Annotated in this window: 12 protein-coding genes; 4 read left to right on the top strand and 8 right to left on the bottom strand. The window is 40.5% G+C overall.

From position 1 onward, the window contains the following. The first annotated feature begins 6 nt into the window (after window positions 1-6). Genes L0M98_RS08755 through L0M98_RS08745 form a run of 3 tightly spaced genes read left to right on the top strand, consistent with a single transcriptional unit; the run spans window position 7 to window position 5,068 of the window. Entirely contained in the window at window positions 7-1,464 is a 1,458-nt protein-coding gene (locus L0M98_RS08755; RefSeq protein ID WP_227215583.1) for a RagB/SusD family nutrient uptake outer membrane protein, read from the top strand. A gap of 15 nt (window positions 1,465-1,479) precedes the next feature. Further along, window positions 1,480-2,364, top strand: a complete 885-nt coding sequence (locus tag L0M98_RS08750; protein WP_099293031.1) for a hypothetical protein — start codon at window positions 1,480-1,482, stop codon at window positions 2,362-2,364. Window positions 2,365-2,404: 40 nt separating this feature from the next. Then, window positions 2,405-5,068: a zinc-dependent metalloprotease gene (locus L0M98_RS08745; protein WP_227215582.1), complete on the top strand. Its 2,664-nt coding sequence runs from the start codon at window positions 2,405-2,407 to the stop codon at window positions 5,066-5,068. A gap of 60 nt (window positions 5,069-5,128) precedes the next feature. On the opposite strand, the gene L0M98_RS08740 is transcribed toward L0M98_RS08745, so the two are convergent. The 8 genes from L0M98_RS08740 to L0M98_RS08705 form a co-directional block, all read right to left on the bottom strand. Further along, window positions 5,129-7,684 carry a zinc-dependent metalloprotease gene (locus tag L0M98_RS08740; protein ID WP_227215581.1) on the bottom strand — a complete coding sequence of 852 codons (2,556 nt, stop codon included), beginning with the start codon at window positions 7,682-7,684 and terminating at the stop codon, window positions 5,129-5,131. Window positions 7,685-7,700: 16 nt separating this feature from the next. Beyond that, window positions 7,701-9,293 (bottom strand): hypothetical protein, encoded by a 1,593-nt coding sequence (locus tag L0M98_RS08735; RefSeq protein WP_227215580.1) that lies wholly within the window; start codon window positions 9,291-9,293, stop codon window positions 7,701-7,703. Between the two features lie 117 nt (window positions 9,294-9,410). After that, complete coding sequence (locus L0M98_RS08730; protein ID WP_227215579.1) at window positions 9,411-10,316, bottom strand: hypothetical protein; 906 nt, start codon at window positions 10,314-10,316, stop codon at window positions 9,411-9,413. Between the two features lie 10 nt (window positions 10,317-10,326). Next, the gene (locus L0M98_RS08725; RefSeq protein WP_227215578.1) at window positions 10,327-11,766 is read right to left on the bottom strand and encodes a RagB/SusD family nutrient uptake outer membrane protein; all 1,440 of its coding nucleotides are present in this window, start codon (window positions 11,764-11,766) and stop codon (window positions 10,327-10,329) included. An 11-nt stretch (window positions 11,767-11,777) separates the two neighbouring features. Further along, on the bottom strand, window positions 11,778-15,383 hold the full coding sequence (locus tag L0M98_RS08720) for a SusC/RagA family TonB-linked outer membrane protein (RefSeq protein WP_227215577.1): 3,606 nt from the start codon (window positions 15,381-15,383) through the stop codon (window positions 11,778-11,780). An 80-nt stretch (window positions 15,384-15,463) separates the two neighbouring features. Continuing rightward, window positions 15,464-16,570: a FecR family protein gene (locus L0M98_RS08715; RefSeq protein ID WP_227215576.1), complete on the bottom strand. Its 1,107-nt coding sequence runs from the start codon at window positions 16,568-16,570 to the stop codon at window positions 15,464-15,466. Window positions 16,571-16,801: 231 nt separating this feature from the next. Then, on the bottom strand, window positions 16,802-19,588 hold the full coding sequence (locus tag L0M98_RS22675; RefSeq protein WP_227215575.1) for a sensor histidine kinase: 2,787 nt from the start codon (window positions 19,586-19,588) through the stop codon (window positions 16,802-16,804). Window positions 19,589-19,681: 93 nt separating this feature from the next. After that, window positions 19,682-20,152: an RNA polymerase sigma factor gene (locus tag L0M98_RS08705; RefSeq protein ID WP_186975778.1), complete on the bottom strand. Its 471-nt coding sequence runs from the start codon at window positions 20,150-20,152 to the stop codon at window positions 19,682-19,684. Between the two features lie 279 nt (window positions 20,153-20,431). Between L0M98_RS08705 and L0M98_RS08700 the strand changes: the two genes are divergently transcribed. Beyond that, the gene (locus L0M98_RS08700) at window positions 20,432-22,288 is read left to right on the top strand and encodes a hypothetical protein (RefSeq protein ID WP_186975779.1); all 1,857 of its coding nucleotides are present in this window, start codon (window positions 20,432-20,434) and stop codon (window positions 22,286-22,288) included. Window positions 22,289-22,295 lie beyond the last annotated feature (7 nt).

The raw sequence follows: 22,295 nt of genomic DNA, 5'->3' as shown, positions 1-22,295 counted from the left end.
AGTAACATGAATAAACTATATTACATATTATCGCTGTGTTTCCTTTGGATGGGATGTAGTGATTTCCTTGAATACAAGGATCAAGATAAAATAATACCCCGCGAGTTAAAACACTTTGACGAACTGGTATATGGAGAAATAATAAAGAAAACAAGCGGAAGCGAGATGAAGGCGTTGGATTTTATGACGGATGACATCATGAGTGTTGTCTTACCCATAGAAGGATCATCCAGTAGAAGGGATAGCCGAAGCGAATTTTTCGGTTATTTCACATGGGCAAAAAACAACCAGTTAGATATGGAACAACGAGAAAGAAATGATAATAACTGGGCGTTTTTCTATAATAAAATCCTGAGATGCAACATTCTGGAAAATGATGTCAGCCAATTCGAGGAAGATCACGACCGGGTAAAAACACGTCTATTAGGAGAACTGACATTCATGCGAGCATTGGCATATTATTACCTAGTAAATATATACGGTGAGCCCTACGAAAATAAAGAACAAGCCAAGAAAGCGTTGGGAGTTCCTATTAACACGGCAATCAGTATCGAGAAAAAAGTATATACAAGGGCAAAATTGCAGGAGGTATACGACTTAATTGAAAAAGATCTGCTACAAGCAATCGATTTATTGAAAGCAGGCGATCAAGAAAATTCCATATTCCGACCTAACGTGAACGCAGCTTACCTTTTTCTGTCCAGAATTTATTTGCAGCAGAAAAGGTGGGAGGATGCCAAGAAGATGTCTTCAACCCTAATAACAGAAAGCGGTGCAACGATTGAAACCTTGGAAAACATGTCAAAATATATCGCCAATGGAATAACTTTGTACAATAATTCCAACAAAAGTATTTTATTTTCATGGGGAAGACGTGATAATAGTCCTCTTTCAACATCAACTTCTGAAGCAGGTCATTGGGAAGTCAGCCAAGATTTACGCAATTTATACGTAAAAAAAGATAATGCTGAAGATATTCGGGCTACAGCATTTTTTGATAAATACAAACCCTATTATCCCAAGAAATATTATACTTTCACGAGAAGTTGCAATGATTGGTGTTATCGAATAGAAGAAGCTTATCTAAACCGGGCTGAAGCCTGCATTGAATTAGGTGGAACGGAGAATATCGAACAAGCGATGAGGGATATAAATAGTATTCGCCGTTCACGTATAAAAGGTGACTATGAAAAAAACACGAATGATCCGGAAGAAGCTAGAAAAATTATGCGGGAGGAAAAGAGAATGGAATTTTGTTTCGAGGATTGCAGGTGGTTCGATATTCGCCGTTGGAAAATAGAGATAACTCATAAATTCCAAGACCTAAATGCCCCCTTGGCCGCGGACACCTATATCCTTACAGCCGGAAATCCGAATTACATTTTAAGTCTTCCACTGGACGTTCAAGACAAGAATTTTGAAATTGAGAACTTTGAACGGGTTGAAACCTTAGTTAGCAAATAATTAAAACAGAATACGATGAAATATTATCAATTCTTATTAATCATCATACTTGGTATCAGTTTCTATAATTGTTACGAAGAAGCTCCTATTGTTGCCGAAGAAATTCCTTACAAAAGGGTACAGATGTATGATACAAATTCTACTGACAAGGTATTGAATTTCGTGTCACGATATTACTACAAATACAACCGTTTTTTTATAACAGATCCGGATTCATCTGATTACTTGTACAATTTCAGTTCAAAAAATGAATCCCTTGAATTCAATTACCCGAAGCAGGAGCAAGAGCATTTATGGAAAGGGATTGAAATGATGCAGAAATTAGTACTAGACGCGTATCCCGAAGAATTTATTCGTAAACATTTCCCGTATAGTATTATTCTTGCCGATGATGCCATCGCCGATCCGGCTCTTCTTGAAACAGAAGTTTTATCTTGTATAGGGCGTTACTTCTGCATTTTTTCCATTCAAGATTTGGGACAAATGAGTTTTAATGAAAAAGCCGTAGCCAGTTCAAAGTCACACGAAACATTATGGAGATATATCGGGATGTATGATAAGGGAATCAATATCCCCGATGAATTTTATCAATACGGAGAGTCCTTACTTCTGTACGGTCAACTTATACAGGATGAAAAACTGGAATATTTATATGAAGAGGAAGCTCGTTATGAATTAGGATTTCCCCGCATGTTTTTATTCTATGATATTATTCCCGTGTTTCCGTACAAAGGAGAAGATATCGGCTACTGGATAAGTTTCTTGATCGACACGCCCGATGACGAACTCCAAGTCCTATTAAAAAAATATGAAGTCATGCAAATTAAATACGATCTCTTGACCAAAGCACTGAAAGAGATGGGTATCGATTACAAGAAATTAAGATACACGGAAAAATAAAAGTAGAACACACAATTATATTTTAAATAAATCTTTAATAATGAGAAAACTGTATGTTGTGCTACTAATAGTAGCCCTAGGAACGTCTTGCCTTTTCGCGAACGGGGCAGAACGGAAAAAGAAAAAATCGAAATCCACGGAACAAGTGGAGAAAAAAGAGGAGAAACCGCAGAGTAAGTATGACAAATTCATGAAGAAATCCGGCTTACAAACAGTAAGAGGAGAATTTCTTACTTTTCACCGGGAGGGAGAAAAAATTTACATGGAATATCCTGTAAAGAACATGGGGAAAGAAGTTCTTTTGGGTAGTACTCTTTCCAAGGTCGGTAACCCGCAATTCGCAAACGTCGGATACAAAACGAATAACCCTTTACACTTACGTGTGGATTTACAGGATTCAACCGTCGTGTTCAGTTTCCCGAACATGCTTGCCGTTTGTACATCGAATGACAAGAATATGCTTCAGGCTCTGGAAAAAAATTACATGGACATGGAATACAAGCGTTTTCCCATGGAAGCGTATAATGCCGATAGTACGGCGGTCATATTTAACGCAACCGATTTATTCAAGAATGATGACGTATCTCCATTTTCAAGGGCTGAAGGTATTAGCATTTCGAAAGGCAAGACCGGAAAACCTTACTTCGGCAAGATGAAAGTATTTGATGACAACGCTTCAATTGAATTATATCAAAATCTCGATCTTTCCATCAATTTCATGATGATGAGTTTCTCGCTCGGTGACATAGCAAGCTGTTCTACCATCTCCATGATCTTGTTACCGGAAGGAAAAATGAAGCCCAGAATCCAAGATTCCCGCGTCGGGGTATTCCCTACATACGGGCATAATTTATTAGGATTCTTTAAAATTGATCTGGCTCAGAAGGAGGATGGTTTGCGGGGATACGCATTAGCTAACCGCTGGCGTCTGGAACCTTCCGATATAGAAGCGTGGAAAAGAGGAGAACTGGTTGAACCGGTGAAGCCGATTGTCTGGTACGTGGATAATACATTCCCCGAAGAATGGAAACCTGCCATTCGTAAAGCTGTTTTAAGGTGGAACCCCGCATTCGAGAAGATCGGGTTCAAAAATGTAATGCAAGTGCATGATTTCCCTGTTAATGATACCACCTTTGACCCGGATAATCTGAAATACTCGTGTATCCGTTATTCTCCTTGCCCTACACCCAACGCGATGGGGCCGAGCTGGGTAGACCCCACCACCGGAGAGATTTTAAACGCTTCCGTGATCGTGTATAATGATATCGTGAAATTGAACAACCAGTGGCGTTTTATCCAAACGGCACAAATCGACCCGCGGGTAAGGGCAAAGAAGATGCCGAAGGAAATCATGGACGAATCCATTGAATACGTGATCGCTCACGAGATAGGACATACATTAGGATTAATGCATAACATGGCTGCCTCAAGTGCCTATCCGGTAGATTCTTTACGTTCCGCTTCATTCACTCAAAAATACGGAACGACTCCCTCCATTATGGACTACGCCCGATACAATTACGTGGCGCAGCCGGGGGATAAAGGGGTGAAATTAACCCCTCCGGCTTTGGGCGTTTATGACGAATACGTGATCAAGTGGTTGTACACGCCTATTCCGGAGGCCACGAATATGTGGGAAGAAGTAGAGATTGCCGGACGGTGGATTGACGAGAAAGCAAATGATCCCCGTTTCCGTTATGGACGTCAGCAAATCGACGGACGTTACGATCCTAGCAGCCTCGAGGAAGATTTGGGCGACGATCCGGTTAAAGCCGGGACTTACGGAATAAAAAATCTGAAACATATCCTTTCTCACATGAACGAATGGATTGACGAGAAGGGGGATACCCGTCACCGAAGCGGAATGTACGAAGAAATTCTTAACCAGTATTTCCGTTATTTGGGTAACGTAATGTACCAGATTGGCGGGATTCGTTTATCACAGGTAAAAGAAGGCACCGGTACAATGAAACCGGCACAGCCTTTGCCTCGTGCCGTGCAAAAAAATTCCTTGAATTGGGTTTTGCGTGAACTTCGGAATTGTACATGGATTAATGCCCCGGAATTGACTGAAAACTTCGACTTGCACACGAATAGCTCGTCGAAAATAGCTTTTGCTATATCCAAAAGTCTGTTGACAACCATTCCGCAAAATGTTACACTGGCTTCCCATATTGCCAAAGAAAAAGACGCATACACAATCAGAGAATATTACGATGATTTGTATGCAGGAGTATTTGCCTCGACGATTCAAGGGCGCAAATTGACATTGGAAGACAAAATACTTCAGCGTGCTATTATTGATGCCGCTCTTAAAGAGGTGGAGAAAAGTAAAAAAGGAAATTCCTTTTTCACAGACAAAACGGCGAACGTGTCTTCTTTACCATCCATGGAAGAGATAGAAGCGTATGGGTTAGCTCCCGAACTCAATTTCCCTTTCACCCGTGCACGGTTGATGGACATAGAGGAACAATACGGCAAGGGAAGTGTTGCCGCCATTTGTCTTAAAAAATTCGGGGAAATGGATCCCATGTTTCAAGATGAAGTAAAAATAAACGTGATTAGTGAAATTCCGGCTTATCAAACCAAGATCCTAAAAAAGGCTCAAACTTTAGTGAAAAGTAAACTTGCTTTCGCTCACAGGGATGATAAAGCACATTATGAACTCTTATTACTTCGTGTCGAGAATATGTTGAAAAATTAATCTCAAAGGGCAAACGCATTTTCACGCGTTTGCCCTTTCTATCACACATATTCACACGGATCAATCAAACAGATAATTCAACTTCAAGACCAATAAACGATAATGTTCACGGGTCTTATCATTTCCCGTATTCGATCTCGCTTTAGCCGTCTGGTAAGCTTTGCGTAAATACTTCATCACCACTGGACGCTTGTTTGTTTTGTCAATTCTCGGGCTCAAAACAATCTCACTCAAAGGATCCACCGGATTAAAACTATGGGATTCGCAATACGCGTGGCAACTACAAGTCGTTTCCATAGCGTAATCAGTCAAAGCCTTGCCACTACCCGCGCTTTTAAACTCTCCTTTATCCATAAACTCTTTCAAATTATCCACGAAAGAATTTTGAAAAGCCATGTCACACAACCGTAAACTTCCCCCCTTGCGAGAGAACATGTAGTCATAGATAATATTCAAATAATCATCTATCGTGAACACGTTCTTCTCGTCGATCTCGTTCAACTGAAGGCGTCCAAGGAACTCGCGAGTCAACATTTCACTGAAGAATTGCGTTTGTTGCACGTAGGGCTTTGCCGTAGGGCCCACTATAGCCGTAACTTTATCATTCACGATCCAGTTAGGCAAATCGTTCAAATTCTTCAACACGAACGTCAAAGCCTCCAACTGTTTATTTTTAGGCACGTATTGATACAATTGCACGTTATTATCATCAAACCCTTTAGGATTAACGTACATCCCTCCCACGTTTACCATAGCATGGTTCATAAAGCGGAAAAATTGCTCTATAATTTCCTTGTAGGTACCCTCAACAGCCGCGTATCCCTCGTCATTCACGGCCATCCAATCCACGAAATTAGCCGTAACATACTTCAGATTCTTCAACCCGTAGGTATTCGCCTTGATCACATCATCACTCAAATCCTCGGCTTGAGAACGCGGGTCAAAATTAAACTGGAAAACCTGTTGCCCGTAGAAACACATTTTGTTCCCGATTTGCTCTTTAATCCATGTCCGCAAAGTCGCTTTCTCGTCATCCGGGTTCTTCACGTTCGGCAATACCTGATACCCGTACTTAATAGCAAATTTATCATACTCCCCAACCAACGGCGGCGTTAATTTCACCCCTTTCTCCATGTCACCGGGCTGTGCCACGTAATTGAAGCGGGCGTAGTCCATGATGGAGGGAGTCGTACCGTATTTTTGAGTAAATTCGGGATCTCTTAGCTTCTCCACCGGATAGGCAGCCGATGCCCCGAAATTATGCATCAACCCAAGCGTGTGCCCGATCTCGTGTGCCGCCACGTAACGCATTGCTTCCCCCATGTTCTCGTCGGTCATCACCGGACAACGCACGGAAGGATCTACCGCCGCGGTCTGAATCATCCGCCACTTGTTCAACAAAGTCACCACCCCATACCACGAAATCACATCTCCACACAAAATCTCTCCCGAACGGGGATCTATCCAAGAGGGTCCCATGGAATTTTCTCTCGCGGAAGCCACGAAACGATAGCAATTATAATGAATATCATCCGGATCAAAATTAGGATCATCCGTCGGGTAATCTTTCACCACGATCGCGTTCTTGAACCCGATAGCCTCGAAAGCGATATTCCAATCCGCGATACCCAACTTCACGTATTTTCTCCACTTCTCCGGGATAGCCGGATCCACGTACCACACGATCGGTTTTACCGGCTCAACCAACTCTCCCGCCAAATATTTTTCCATATCCTTAGGTTGCAAATCCCAACGATTGATAATCCCGTAACGTTGCAACTGATCCTGATTCTCGTCAAACAAAAAACGGGTTTCCTCAAAAAATCCGACACGCTCATCCGAATAACGGGGAGTCATCGGCTTCTCCGGCAAAATAACAATATTACGAGCCTCGATTGTGGTCAAGGGACCTTCCTTGTCTGTCGTGTAAGTCATCATACTTTTCACGATAACATTATCCTCGAATGCCTTAAACTCCTCGATTCGGGAACGATCACTCTGGAACGTACCCCCGAACGGCACAAACGCACGCACCTCTGCCGGAAGATCCGGAAACGGGGAAAATTCTGCGATAGAAGACAAGAACAACGAAGTTGCATCAATCACGCAGCTACTGGAATCCTTGGATAATACCTCTATTTTAAAGGCCTTCCAAATCGGCGGGTTACTATGTCTTTTGTATGCCTCGTACATCTCCGAATCCTCCTTGCACTCGTACCTCAAATGCGGGAAATGAATATACACCTTATTCCCATCACACGAAAAAGTAATCAATAGCGGATCCCTATTAATGGTTCCCGGATCAATCTGCCACGTGCGACTCGTCGAGGAAACACGAGAACTGATCAAGAAATCCCGGTTCATGATAGCCTTCGGAATCTCCAGATAAATCTTATCCTTCTTCTTGATCACGTTAAACATCCCCTCTTTCACCTCGGCATCCTTCATGAATTTTTCATACTCACTCGTTGACGTGGCTTTCGAAGTGGAGTCTTTCGACTCCACCTGCTCCTTTGCCGCCTTCTTTTTCTTCTTCTTTCCCCACTCTCCACCGGCAGCATTCACACTAGCAACACTAAAACACAGTAAAATAACAATATACAATACTTTATTCATAACATCTATTTAAAAATTACTTTATTATATCTTCTTCATTCGAGATTCTATCACTATACCAACCTTTTACAAATTGATCCCCCATTATAGGATAACCTCCCCTTTTCAACTTAAATATCTCTATATCACAATTCATCATTTGAAACAACTTCATAACTTGATATATTTTTTTTTCATAATCATTCTCAAATGCATAATGATATTCTTTTCCTTTATAAGTAATAGTTTTATCTACTACAATATCATAAATATTAAATTCAAGATTGTCTAATCTATAAGGATATTCAGTATCACTTAACGCTTCTCCCAGTACTCCAAGTCTTCCCATTGATACCAAAGCATAAACATCATGTTCTAACACAAAATATGCAAAAAGAGGTCCTATAAAATTTTCAGGATATCCTTTTGCCTGTTCTCTTCTTAATACATTATTTACATTTTTTGCAAAGCTATAAATATCAACAAGATCAAAAGTATATTTCATATTTGTATGTAACACATAGACACCCGTGAAATCAGAAACATCATAAGGTTCTGTGTATGGTCTATCTATATCTTTTCCTAAAGGTCCCCCAGGCCTATTCCAATTATAAAGAATACAATAATTTACGTCATGACTTAAATTTTCAAGATACGATTCTATTTTTTGTTCATTCCAACAACACATAATATAATCTTGATATTCAAATATTCCCCATGCTGGCGTTAATTCTTTATAGCATATACATGGATATCGTCCACACTTTTTACAACAAATACAACTTATATTTGTTTTCCCACATTGTGGACATATATGATAACAAATACATGGATTTTCACCACAAGAAGGACAAGCATTAGGATTTTTCTTCAATTCTCCAATTTCTTTCCACCTATTACTAGTATAATACCAATAAAATCCATCATTTAAGCATCTATTTATATTATGCACATCACGCTCGGCAGCAGAAACATCACTTCCATCAAATATGGGTGATATATTAATATTTTCAGCAAGTAAAAGATTTATTAATCCATGTTTTTGCAATTTCAACCATTCACCACTTGGTCTTGCTTTCTTATCTTGAAATACAACAAAAACCCTTTGAACACCAAAAACACCATAAGTCCCTGATAAAAATGAAGCAATATCATTCCTTATATCATCAGGATTTTTCATCAACTCATAAATTTTATTCACAAAAGTCTTATCATAGAAATCCCACGCTCTTTTCCAACAATCTTCGATCTTTTCATTTAGTAAACATCTCGATTGTATCACAAGTTCTGTATCCACGTACTTAGCAATATACAATGAAAGATCTGAACAAGAAAGTTTCTTGGAATAATAACTAATCAAAGAGCGGATTGTATCAGCTTTTAAATATTGTTCTGATAATTCTTTATCCTCACAAGAGTAAATAGCATTCCGATTTTCTTTATACAAAGCTGCGAGATATTGAAAATCATTGCGTTTTATAAGCGAATCATAAACTTCAATATCAATGTTATCAAACATTCTATTATCGAAATTCTCTAATTCGTTTTCTCTCTCTAGAGCGTTCATATTTTCTCTATGGCAAGCATAAAAGAAAAATAGAAAAACAATTAATAATACAAACTTAACCATAGAACTGTTATTAAGATTCTAAATCAAATAAAAGTAATACACCATAAACAATATAAATGTATCATTTTGAAGAGAGCAAATTTCAGGTGGAATTTAGATTCCACCTGAACTATATAATTAATTCTTAGCTTTATACCCCATATTCTTATAATCAATACCAATTTTTTGCAATTCTGCATCAATAATATCCAACCGGGCTTTTACCCTTGGATACTTTGTTGCAATTTCTTGCAATTCTTCGCTAGGTATAGTAAGCATTCCCGTGAAAAAATATTTAAAATCAGTATCATCATAAGTAGGAAAATCAGTATAATCATATCCATCATTAGGATCAGTACTCCACCAAGGCTGATAGTGATCAACTACAATACCTGTAAGAAATCCTCGTTCATACCATTCTTCCTTGGGCAATTGAGCACCTTGATAACGCCCACGAAATTCTTTACTCACGGCATAAAAATCCTCCGGAATTACAAACCCACTTCCATATGCAGCACAAAAATCCAATAAAAAACCTAAATTCCATTTAGCAGAAAGTTCTTCTTTTTCTACTTCCGTCATCTTCAAAACATCCTCATTTACTTTTAAAGATACATGATATTTCGTACAATAAATATCTTTATCCATTGGAGTCAATCCTCCCGTATACACAATAGATTTAGCCAAAATAATACTATACGGGAAATATGTTTTTTTAAAATCATCCGAGAATCCGTCCAATAGCATTTCGTTGACAAACTGAATACATTTCAATAAATGTTCCGTATTTTGCGTTGTCTGTTCAACTTTTAAACCAAATTTATATTGGAAATTAAATAAATAATCAGAACTATCCGGATCTGTTATAAATAATTTCCCATATTTATAATAGTATTGCGATACATATTTCCACACAGGATCTGTCGACGTGGTATCATAAGCTCTTTTATAAGTTCCTAAATCCGCATGAATTTTGTCTTCATCAAAACAAGCGGATAAGAGGGCACCACCCAATAATATAGATAATAACAAATATTTTTTCATAACAGCAAACTTATTTTTTTACAATAGTTTCAACTCTCACCACTTGCTCTATCTTCTCGTTACGCCGTTGAATATCCAACGGCAGAGGCAAAATATAATTTGGACTTTCGGCTTCCAATACAAAAGTTTGATATTCATTTTCATCATTAATATCTTGGTATTGATGTTCTACAGGTAATCCCCAACGTCTAATATCAAACCAACGTATGTCTTCAAAACAAAACTCTTTTCGTTTCTCATTCCTCAAAATTTCAATAGCCGCTTCATCTACACTTGCTTCTAATTTTGGCTCCTCCCCTTTCACTCGCTGTTTGTAAACTTGAGTCAAATCCTGCATAGCCAAATCACGCTGATCAGTATAAATATATGCCTCTGCTCTATTAAAATACGCTTCTTCTATGCGATAACACATTCTGTAACATTTCGAATTTGATTCACTAAACTTATATAATACAGCCCCATCATAATCCCAATAAACATAAGAATTTCCTCGAACATCATCAGGATTTTGTTTAATCATATTTTTCAAATCAGGAGAGACACAATATTTTCCAATGCTATAAGAATTACTATTAAAACCAGAAACAGCATCACGATTCCACCAAGAAAACAATAAATTTCCACCATCTCTTGATATCACAGGATGTTCATTACTATAATTATTCCCGGTCATTTTCTCAAGAGGTAATATAGATTTGTTTGTTTCCTCCAATAAATCATTGCAAACCGTTATCACATCTCCATAACGCTTTTGTTCCAAGTAAATCCTAGACAAAAAGAGACGGACAATATCTTTATTCGGACGGAATATCGTATTCTTCTGCTCACCTTTCCCTAAATTAACTAGTGCGGATTTCAAATTTTCTTCAATTAACTCGTATATAGTCGACAAAGATTCCCGTTCATATATCTTATCCAGAATACTAATTTCTTTATTTACTGGGACTCCCATGGCTGTTTTCGCCTGTTCCGCACTTCGATATGGTTCACCGTACATATTCACTAAATACCAGTAAGACATCGCTCGAATAGCTTGTACTTCTCCCAATAAACGATATTTCACGCCCTCTAGATCATCTTCTATTACACTAACATCATTTTCAATCACGTTACACATTAGTATTTTGTGATATAAAAATTCCCATGCAGGATCTATCATCTCATCCCCATCTGGCGTGATTTGGGTTTCTTTCGCCCAACTATACCAATTCTTATATCGAATCCGCTCATCTGATGAGTTTCCTTTTACCCAACTCCCCACGTCATCGCTCATGATTAAAAGGTTGTAACAAGTAGAACTAGAACTTTTATCGATCAATTCTCCATATATTAATTCATTATACTCGATCAATTCTGAAGGGATAATTTTATCATTATCCTTGTAATCCAGAAAATCACTACATGCCACGAACAAACACACGAGAGGCAATATATATATACCTATTTTCATATTTTATCAATTTAGAAAGTCACATTTAGCATTAAAGAATAATTGTGTTGGGGAGGAATAGTTCCAGATCCCAATGTAACCTGTTCAGGATCTCGCCCCTGTAATCCTTTAGGCTTAATAACAAACGGATTCGTTACCCCCAAGCTCACCGACAAAGATTTCAAATATAACTTCCGCACAATATCGGTTGGTAATGAATAAGACATGGATATGGAACGGCAACGTAGAAAATTACCCGATACCACTCGTAAGTCACTATTATTATACATTTGCCAATAATTAGCACCGACTTCCGAATAATGATTTACCATAAAATCCCCCTTATTATCTGGATTTTGGCTATAAATCGTGATTAACTCATCTGATAAAACAGGAATATTAGTACGTTCTTCATCCCCCGGATTTTTCCAACGATTCACGAAATCAGATCCCATGTTCTGTGCGGGATAAGGTAATTTAAAATTATCACCTGCATACAAATCATTCAAACGAATTTTATTACCCAACGATATATTAAACATCGTGTTAAGAGATAAATTTTTATAACGGAAAGACATTGACAAACCTCCAGACACATCCGGTTCTCGTTTTCCGCTGTATTTAAGTGCTGAAGCTAAAGCTTGTTCACGGGTCTGAATTACTACATTTCCATTTTCATCATAATCTTTCACTCCTTTAAATTTCGGTAATCCATTTCCATCCAATCCATCAAACATATAAGAATAAAAAGAATTCAAAGCGTAGCCATTTTTTACAATTGAACCACTTAAATAATCTCCATAGGTACTAGAACGTTCCACGGCATTAGCAACTTCATTATATACTTTAGCCGTGTTAAAAGTCAAACGCCATTCAAAATTTTTCGTTTTGATAGGAGTCGCCACTAAAGAAAGATCCCATCCTTTATTGGTTAAATCACCACCATTAATAGTCACAATCTTTCCCCCGTTAGTTGAAGTGATCTCGACCGACATCAACTGATCTTTACTTGTTCTTTTATAAACATCAAAAGCTCCGGAAAGCGCACCTTTAAACAAACTAAAATCAAGACCTAGATTAAAAGAATAAGTTTTCTCCCATTTCAAATCCCGGTTAGGCAACTGTAACACAGTAGAGGCATATTCTTCTGAATTGGAATTCAACGTTCCCAAACTAGCTATCAAATTCGGATTATGATCATCCGTTACATTAGCTTGAATACCATAAGAAGAACGAATATTAAAACTCGAAATAACATTCAACAATGGATCCATAAAAGGTTCATCCGTCACATTCCAACGACCGGAAAAAGACCATATCGGCAAAAAACGAGCATTTTCTCCTAATTTATTCGAACCTTCTCCCCGTACATTGGCACTCACAACATATTTTCCCCGATAACTATAGGATGCAGTTCCGTAATAAGAAAAATTATTCGTTGTTTTATCAGTAATTACTGGCTTCATTTTTTGCATTGCCAAAGAAGCAGCTTTCCAATCATCTAAATTTTCCAAAGTGACAAATTGCTTTCCTCGTTCTGGTAAATATCCCCATTCTTCTCGTTTATAACCTTCATATTTTACACTTGTCATATCAATTCCTGCTGTAAAGGATATACTATGGACATCCCTAAACAACTTATTCATACTCACGGAAAAACGTCCTGTAAATGAATCATTCACATCATTACTCGACTGCAAAATACCACCATAGGGTATTTTACAATGAATATTTCTCAAATCCAACAACCAATCATCTCGCATAAGACTTTTATCATACCCGTATGGCAACATTCGATATGTCGATACTTGGTAAGTCTGCTCATCATAATAAACCTCGGATTTTGCAGAACTGGTATTATAAGACAATACAGCATTTGCCGATAACCAAGTTGAAAATTTATAATCTAAACTAACATTTGTTGTAATACCACGAACAGATTGTGTATTTCCAGAATGCTGCAATTCATTAAACACATTATAATCCAAAACAATTTGCCCATCTCCAAAAACAGAAACGCCATAATTTCCGTAAAAATAAAGACTTCCATCTTCGTGATATGCAGGCAATGCACGAGATGTTGTGTAAGCATAATTAAATAAATCCTGTGTGGGGCGATCCGTAGTATTAGTATTGGCACTTAAACCTACAGACACATTAAAACGGTCAGATATTTTAAAATCGATATTTGACATGAAGCTAAAACGTTCTCCTTGTTCTTGCAATTGAGCTCCCCGTTGATTGGAATAACCTGCAGAAAAATAATAGCTAGCTCGTTCGCTTCCTCCAGAAACAGACAATGTATGAGATTGACTAAAAGAATTACGGAATAAAAGATCAAACCAATCCGTATTCAATTCTTTCATCGATTTCACCTCTTTATTGAATTGATTCATATCAATTTGATCATTCCATAAACGATACAAAGCACCCTCATATCCTACATCAGTAGGTGAAAATCCGACAAATTGTAAGCCTCGTTTATGTATTTCTTCCGACACTTCAATCCTATCTTTTGAATTCATCATAAACAACCCATCATAACTCGGACGTTCTACAAAATTCATAGATGTACTGTAACGTATAGCCGGAGCACCCGGTTTTCCCCGTTTAGTCGTAATCACAATCACACCGTTAGATGCCTTTGTCCCGTAAAGTGCCGTTGCAGAAGCATCTTTCAAGACATCAATACGCTCAATATCTTCAGGATTTAACCCAGAAATAGCATTACCAATTAAATTCACTTGATCCATACTATTCAAATCCGTTGCATCCAGCGGAACAGGATCTGTCAAGACAACTCCATCCAATACCCAAACCGGTTCACGATTACCTATCACGGTAGACGAACCACGAATACGAATTTTAGGAGCAGCACCTACTGTTGATGTCATTTGCATTACAGACATTCCCGGAACTTTACCCTGTAACATTTGATCAAGTGAAGAACCTACAGGCTCTATAAAATCTTCTGCTTTCAACGTGACAATAGATGAAGTCGATTCTCTTTTCTTCAACACTTGATAACCGGTAATAACCACCTCATCCATTTCATTCACAACCTCCTTCATCACCACCGTTATCGGGGCATCTGACTCGACTAGCACAGATTTTGCCTCCATCCCGACGAAAGAGAAAAGCAACACGCTATTCTCGGAAACTTTAATCTGAAAATTACCATTTGCATCAGTAGCGGTACCCGTCACGGTTCCCTTGATAATCACGGAAACTCCGGGAACAGGTTGCCCCTGCTCGTCCTTCACGACACCTTTCGCCACGATTGACTTATCTTTCTGCACCTCTTTGATCGTGATCAGATTTCCTTCCACCTTGTAAGACAGCTCCGTATCCTTGAAAGCCTCGTCAAGCACTTGTGAAACGGTGGCTTTTTTCAAGTTCATCGTCACCTTCTTCTTGCAAGCATCAATCACTGCCGTGGAATACACCAAACGATAATCATGCTTCTTGATAATTTCCAAGATTTCTTTCACGGTTGCATCTTTCACGTTAATGTCTATCGCTTTTCCCGTTTGCTGTGCAAAAAGCGGAAAGCTAAAACACAAGACTAAAAGACATAACAAACCTTGGAGGGGAATTTTTTTGACATGACTTCCCCAGAAATCAGACATTTTTTTCATACATTTGTAAATTAGAATTTAACATTAATGCCTCTCCGGGCATTAGGACAGAGCGGGTGTTGGTAGCACTCGCTTTTCCTTTATTTATACACAATCACTGTTTTCTCGTTTATTTTAAATTTCACGTTACCCACTTCTTCAATCACATCCAAAATCTTATCGACTTGGGCGTATTTGTCAATGCTCACGAAATATTTCTCCCGCTTGGCGTCCGGATTCTCGTAAAACACGTTGAAACCGTACCAATTCGCCAACTTATCCAATATCTGCTCCAACTCCACGTCCCGGAAATAAAACATATTGTCTTTCCACGAGATAATGGCATCCATATCCGTAACATCCACCACGTTTATCACGTCCCCGGCTACCGCTTGCTGGAAAGGTTTCAATATAACGCTCGTCCCGTCACGGCTCACTTCCACCCGTCCTTCCACCAGCGTTGTTTCAATCACCCGACCGGATGAAGCCTTCACGTTAAAATGTGTACCCAACACCCGGATATCGCCGTTTCCCGTGTGAACGATAAAAGGATGCCGGTCGTCCTTCTCCACCTCCAAGTAAATCTCGCCTCTCTCCAAATAAATATCACGGGTTGCCCCGGCGAAGGTTACCGGGAACCTTAACCGTGTTTCCTCGTTAAACCACACTCTTGTACCGTCAGCCAAAGAAACATGATATTCACCGCCTTTAGGTACTTCCACGGTATTGTAAACGAGCGTTTCCTCTTCTTCCACTACTTGATTCTTCTCGTATGCCAATTCGTTTCCCCGGTTCACGGCATGAAGCGTGATTTGTTCCTCCTTGACCTCACGACCCAGATTCACCACTTTCCCGTCATCCAGAATCAACCGGGGTTGCTTGCGCTCCGGTGCCGGTAAAGTTTTTTCAACTTGTGCCACAACTACCGCGGGAGATTGTTTCTCTTTATCTAACAGGAAATACACGGCTATCGCTAACGGCAATATCAGAATCGCCGCATAACGTGCCACTACCATGAACCGACGGGGACGTTTCCTCGCGTTCACGATTCGCTCGTGTAATTCCCGGCTTGTTGCTCTCGCTTTCATCTGCCGGTAGTCCTCGTCGCTGATATTCAATCTTGCCCGTATCTCCTCCAACCGCCGGGCATCTTCCCCAGACAGGCAATCAAAAATATCTTTTGTTATTAATTTCTTCAGTTCTTCCATTATCTATTTCGTCTTTCTAAACATGATACACATCAGAAAGAAAAATGTATGAACAAAAACGCCACTTTTAACACACATTAACTAATAACACGAGAAAACGAAAAGATTAAACGGGAAGCGTTCCCCTTGGCATATAACAGGTAAACACGGGCAAGTCAGTATCATAGCAGACATAGCTACTTGCTCCCGGCTTTCCGCGGGGATACTAGATTTTCTAAAAAGTACGCATTTTTATTGACTTACCGCATGAGTAAACCAGAAACGGGAACCTTTGCCCGGTTCCGATTCCACCCCAATGCGACCGCCCAATTGCTCGACAATACTCTTGCAAATAGAAAGTCCCAATCCCGTGCCGTGAACAAAGGTGTTCAACTTCACGAAACGATCGAATATGTTTTTCTGTTTTTCCGGTTCAATACCAATTCCCGTATCCCGTACCGAAAATTCAATCTCTTTGCCTATCCTCCGGCAACTGACCACGATCTCGCCCGAAGAGGTGAACTTAAAAGCATTATTCACGAAATTGGATATAATCTGGTGAATACGATTCTTATCACTATATATATGACAATTCTCCGGACAAGGCTCAAAACGGAGTACAACACCCGCCGGAACCTTGACTTGCAGGGAAGCCACCACGTCCTCGCACAAGGGATTTATCTCGATATCACCGCACACCATCTCGAAAGTACCCGCTTCTATCTTGGACAAATCCAATATATCGGAAATCAATTGCAGGAGCAGTTCATTGTTCTCCTCCACGATACTGATATACTGTTGCTTTTCCGACTCATCCTGCGCGTAAGCCAACAAATTGGAGAACCCGACGATTGCATTCAACGGGGTACGAATCTCGTGACTCATATTCGCGAGGAAAGCAGATTTCAACCGATCAGACTCTTCCGCCCGATCCCTTGCCTTAATCAATTTCATCTCGGTTTCCTTCAAATCCGTGATATCGTAATTGATGCATATCATCTCGATCATACCGTCTTGTGGACGATAATCCCGCACAAGCACGTTCACGCAAGTCCACGTGTAACTGCCGTCTTCCCTTAATATCCTGACATCTTTACGGATGTACGACATTTCGCCCCGTATCACCTTATCCCAGAAATCAAGTACCACGGCACGATCTTCCGGGTGGAAATGACCGTGTACCCGAATAATCTGCTGTAACGGGGTTCCTCGTTCCTCTCCCACGTTCCGGTACCAGCTATCCAACGCATACCCCTCTCTTGTCAACACGTTGAAATGAGCGTATCCCACTTTGGCATAATCACCGACCAACGTGAAGAAATCTTTAAATTCTTTAATCTGGTTATACGCTTTTGTCGCTTCTGTCCGATCCACGCTAATCAAAAGATAATTTGTCAAGTTACCTGCGGCATCGTAAAGCGTGGTTATCCGTGTCAATAAATTGAGGATACCAGTCTTGGAAGTTTGATACATTTCACCAATTTTGGAAAAGTCGTAATCTATCGAAAAATCGGCACTTTCCCTTCTCCTCAATTTATCTTTTACCTCCTCGGGAATCATCGGATTTTTAAACAGGTTAATGCCTAGAACAGCTTCTTTCGAGTCCAAACCGAATATTTCCAAGTCTTTGTCATTCACGTCCTCGAGAATCCCGTTTCTATTGTACAATTCGATAGCCACGGGAATATTCTTGTATATGTTCCGTAATAACCGTTCACTCCGGTCCAACGCCTCGTGAGCCTTGAAAGTATCTGTCATGTCGGAGAACATCAGCACCACTTCATCCTTGCAAGGAGAATACATCACGGAATGAAAATATTTATCGACTCCCGACCGGTAGTAATTTATCTCTCTCGGACCTTCTCCTTTCACCACGCTTTCCAAGTCAGTTATATGCTCTTGTATATCTTCTTCGTCCACTTCACTTGCCAGTCTGCCGATCCATCGCTCGTCCTTGAGATTGTACAAGTAACGGGCCATATTATTAGAGTCTATAAAGCGATAATCTTTCACCCGCCCTTGTTCATCGTACACCATTCGCATCCGCACGTATCCCACCGGCATATGGCGATATAGATTATCCAAGTATTCTTTCTCCACCTGAGCTTTAATCTCGGACTTCCGGAACTCCATGCAAATACCCACGATATTTACCAAAGAGGCAAACCACTGGTAATCCTCGTTTCTCCACACGTGGGGTTTATCCAATATATCCACACCCGCGTACCCGGACACCCCGTTTCTGGATATCATCGGGACAACCATGCAAGATTTCACCCCTTGTTCCATGAGACGCGTTTTCTCAGCTGTAGCTTCTTCCGGCAATTCGTCCAAGTTTGTCAAAATAATAGGGGATGCTTTTTGTGCCAGTTGCTCCGTCCACCAAGGTATTTCACACATGGGGAAATCCTCCATGTAATCTTTTTTCTTGAAAGACTTGTAACTTCCCGCCTCGTAACTGCAAGTCTGTGTTTTCTTTTCCCAATCGTACTCTATGATATAGGTACATCCCTCCGGGTAATATTGCATGATATCTCCCAGAATCTTGTTCACGACACCGCTCTGGTCGTCCGAACGCAACAAGGATAATAAAGAACGGGATATGCTGTTTTGCTGCACAAACAGGTTATTCACCCGTTGCAAGGCAGTGGTACTCGTGTCCATACTTTCCGGTACATCCAGACATTCCATGAAGCCAAAAGTTCTCATGAATCCCTCTTCATCCACCTCCTTGGAACACAGTTTAACCCGAAGCCAGATAATTTCACCATGAACTTCCACCGGGTACACTTGATCATACACGTTCTGAGTTTTACCGAAAACAAATTCATTTACCGTGCGCAAACGGTAATCCTCCCGAATGAAACCCCGAAAATCCTCGAAACTGATAACGCCGTCTTCTCCCAAGCCAAACAAATCACGAATGAACTCGGAACACACGTAGCACTGTCTTTTAAAATCCGCCTCCCACCAACCCATCCGGGCTTTCTTCATCAACTCGGGGACACGAGCATCACTAAACCGATCCTTGCTATCCACTTTATATCATTTTTAATTCTTAGTAAACAAACACCTAACGTCACAAAAATAGCAAAATATCAAGCAGCAATCTCTTTTCGGACAAAAATAAAATCAAATTTCATTTTTCAATGCCTGACGAATTTTAGCGTAGGCTTCCTTTTTATAATGCCGTACCGTGTTGTACTCCATATCAATCTGTTCTGCAATCTCTTTCGTGGAATATCCCTGTAAGGCCAATTCAAGAATCCGCCGTTCTTTCTTGGGTAAACGGGCGATCAACTCGTACATATAGTCATGCGTATCGATAACTGCGAACTCGGTCATCAACTCCGGTGGTGTTTCCGTGTAAACGGGACGAACGTTACGCAGGAAATTAAGGCACAGGTTCTTCACCGTGGAATAAAGATACGAACGCTGTTCCGCCTCATTCCGTTCGGCCATAATACGGTCATACCCGTTCACGAATGCCTGATGAACGATATCCTCCGCCTCTTCCGGACAATATCGGGCAGCGTAAACACGCAATTCTGGTTTCAATTTGCAATATAACCGTGCAATTATCTTATCTCTATCCTCTGTCATATGTACCGATCCCACGTGAATTTCAAGCCTTCCGCCATCTAGCAGCGGAATGGAAATAAACCTTCGTTTATTGACGCTCAAAAATAGTAATAATCACACACAAATACCAAAATTAGTGTTTTTTTATTTCTTGCTTATTATCATGGTAATACGGGAATAATTACAACGATACGGATAATCTTGGATTCTCTCGAAACAGACTATTAATAAACGAACCTTTAATGATATTCCTCAAATTATACCTACTTTTGCCTCATAATTAAGAAAACCGTTTTGATAATGAAATATATCTGCTTGATTACAACTCTTTCTTGTATCATATTTTGTTCTTGCCGGGATACATCCCCGCGTTTGGAGTATGCTTTGCAAGCCAGTGAAGCCAACCGGGCGGAACTGGAAAAAGTACTGAAACACTATTCCCAAAATCCCGAAGACAGTCTAAAACTGCAAGCAGCCCTATTTCTTATAGAAAACATGCCGGAACATTTCTCTTATAGCGGGCAATTTCTTCAGGATTTCAAGCAAATAGTCGACACTACGATACAAGATTACCTGTTGAAAAAAGTGATTCTCATGCAACCCGCCCGTTACTCACGTTCACGGCAGCAACTACAAATAGAAGCGGACATCAAGCACGTGCAAGCGGATTACCTTATATATAATATAGACAAAGCATTCGAACAATGGACTACCCGCCCGTGGCTGGAAGGAATATCTTTCGAGGACTTTCTGGAATACCTTCTTCCCTATCGTATCGGCAACGAAACGTTGGATTACTGGCGGGATTCACTTGCCCCGGAACAGGAAAAATACATACGGGAAGCTATACAATACTTCGACGACCGCAAATTCTCCGTCTACAACATCAGCAAACAAGTCAGCGACCATACCTTGTCCTACAAAACCAACACGGGTTCCGTGGCAAACATTCCATTCACTATCTCGGAATGTGTATTTACCAGCCGACTGGAATTACTGGCATTCCGCATGGCGGGTATTCCCGCTGCCATTGACCACGTGCCTTGCTGGGCGGACATGAACGGTTTTCACGAGTGGACGGTAGTCATCGATCCCAAGAAACTGGATATATTGCACGGGCAACTGGAAACCAAAAACGCCCCGAAAGTATTCCGTCGCACTTACGCCGTGAATGAAATTCCGAAACCCGAAGGGGATGAATACATTCCACCTTTTTTCCGCGACCCGTTTAACCGGGATGTTACCCGTAAATATCAAGCGACATCCGACGTGACCGTGAAAGCGGATATTCCCGGTCGCTGCCATTCGATACACCACGCCTATCTCGCCATTTTCAACAATCGCCAACTGCGTATCGTCGATTGGAGTAAAGTAAAACGAAATAAGGCGGTCTTCCGTGACCTCGGGCGAAACATCATTTATTTCCCCGTCTATTTTGAAAACGAGCGCCAGAAGAACTTTTCTTATCCTTTCATTCTCCGCGCAAATGGCACAACCACCTCTTTACAACCGGACAAAGCACACTTGCAGACCGTAAAACTCACCCGAAAATACCCGTTACACAGTAATAAGGTATATCATGGGAACGCGCTCGTCGGGGCTAATTTCAGATGTTCCAACGATGCCTCGTTCAAAACTTCCCGACTCGTGTATCGCGTAGACCGAAACCCTAACATGTACCCGGTAATCGTTCCCGTGGACACGACACAAAAATACCGTTACTGGCTGTTCGACCACACGAAAATGGCAGAACTCTCCGAGTGGACCTTCAAGGATAACAAGGGGAATGTCATCCGGGGAAAAGGCATCGATCCGATCGGCGAAAGTTCAAGGACAGACAACATCTTTGACGGTAACGCCCTCAGTTACGGGCGTCTTTCCCGACAATTCATGATTGATTTCGGCGAACCCGTCAGTATCTCGGAAATGCATTACTTGCCCCGGAACGACGCGAACGGCATCTATCCCGGCAACGAATACGAACTTTTTTACTTTGACCGGGACGGTTGGCAATCGCTTGGCAGCAAAATAGCCGAGGGATATGAAATCGAGTTTGACGCGGTTCCTTCCAATGCGGTCTATTGGCTTCAAAACCACACAACTGGCAAAGAAGAACGCGTTTTCACCATACAGGACGGCAAACAACGTTTCTGGTAAAAAACTT

The organism is Butyricimonas sp. DFI.6.44 (assembly GCF_022132345.1).
GTDB lineage: Bacteria > Bacteroidota > Bacteroidia > Bacteroidales > Marinifilaceae > Butyricimonas > Butyricimonas muris.
This window is presented reverse-complemented; position numbering and strand designations above follow the sequence as displayed.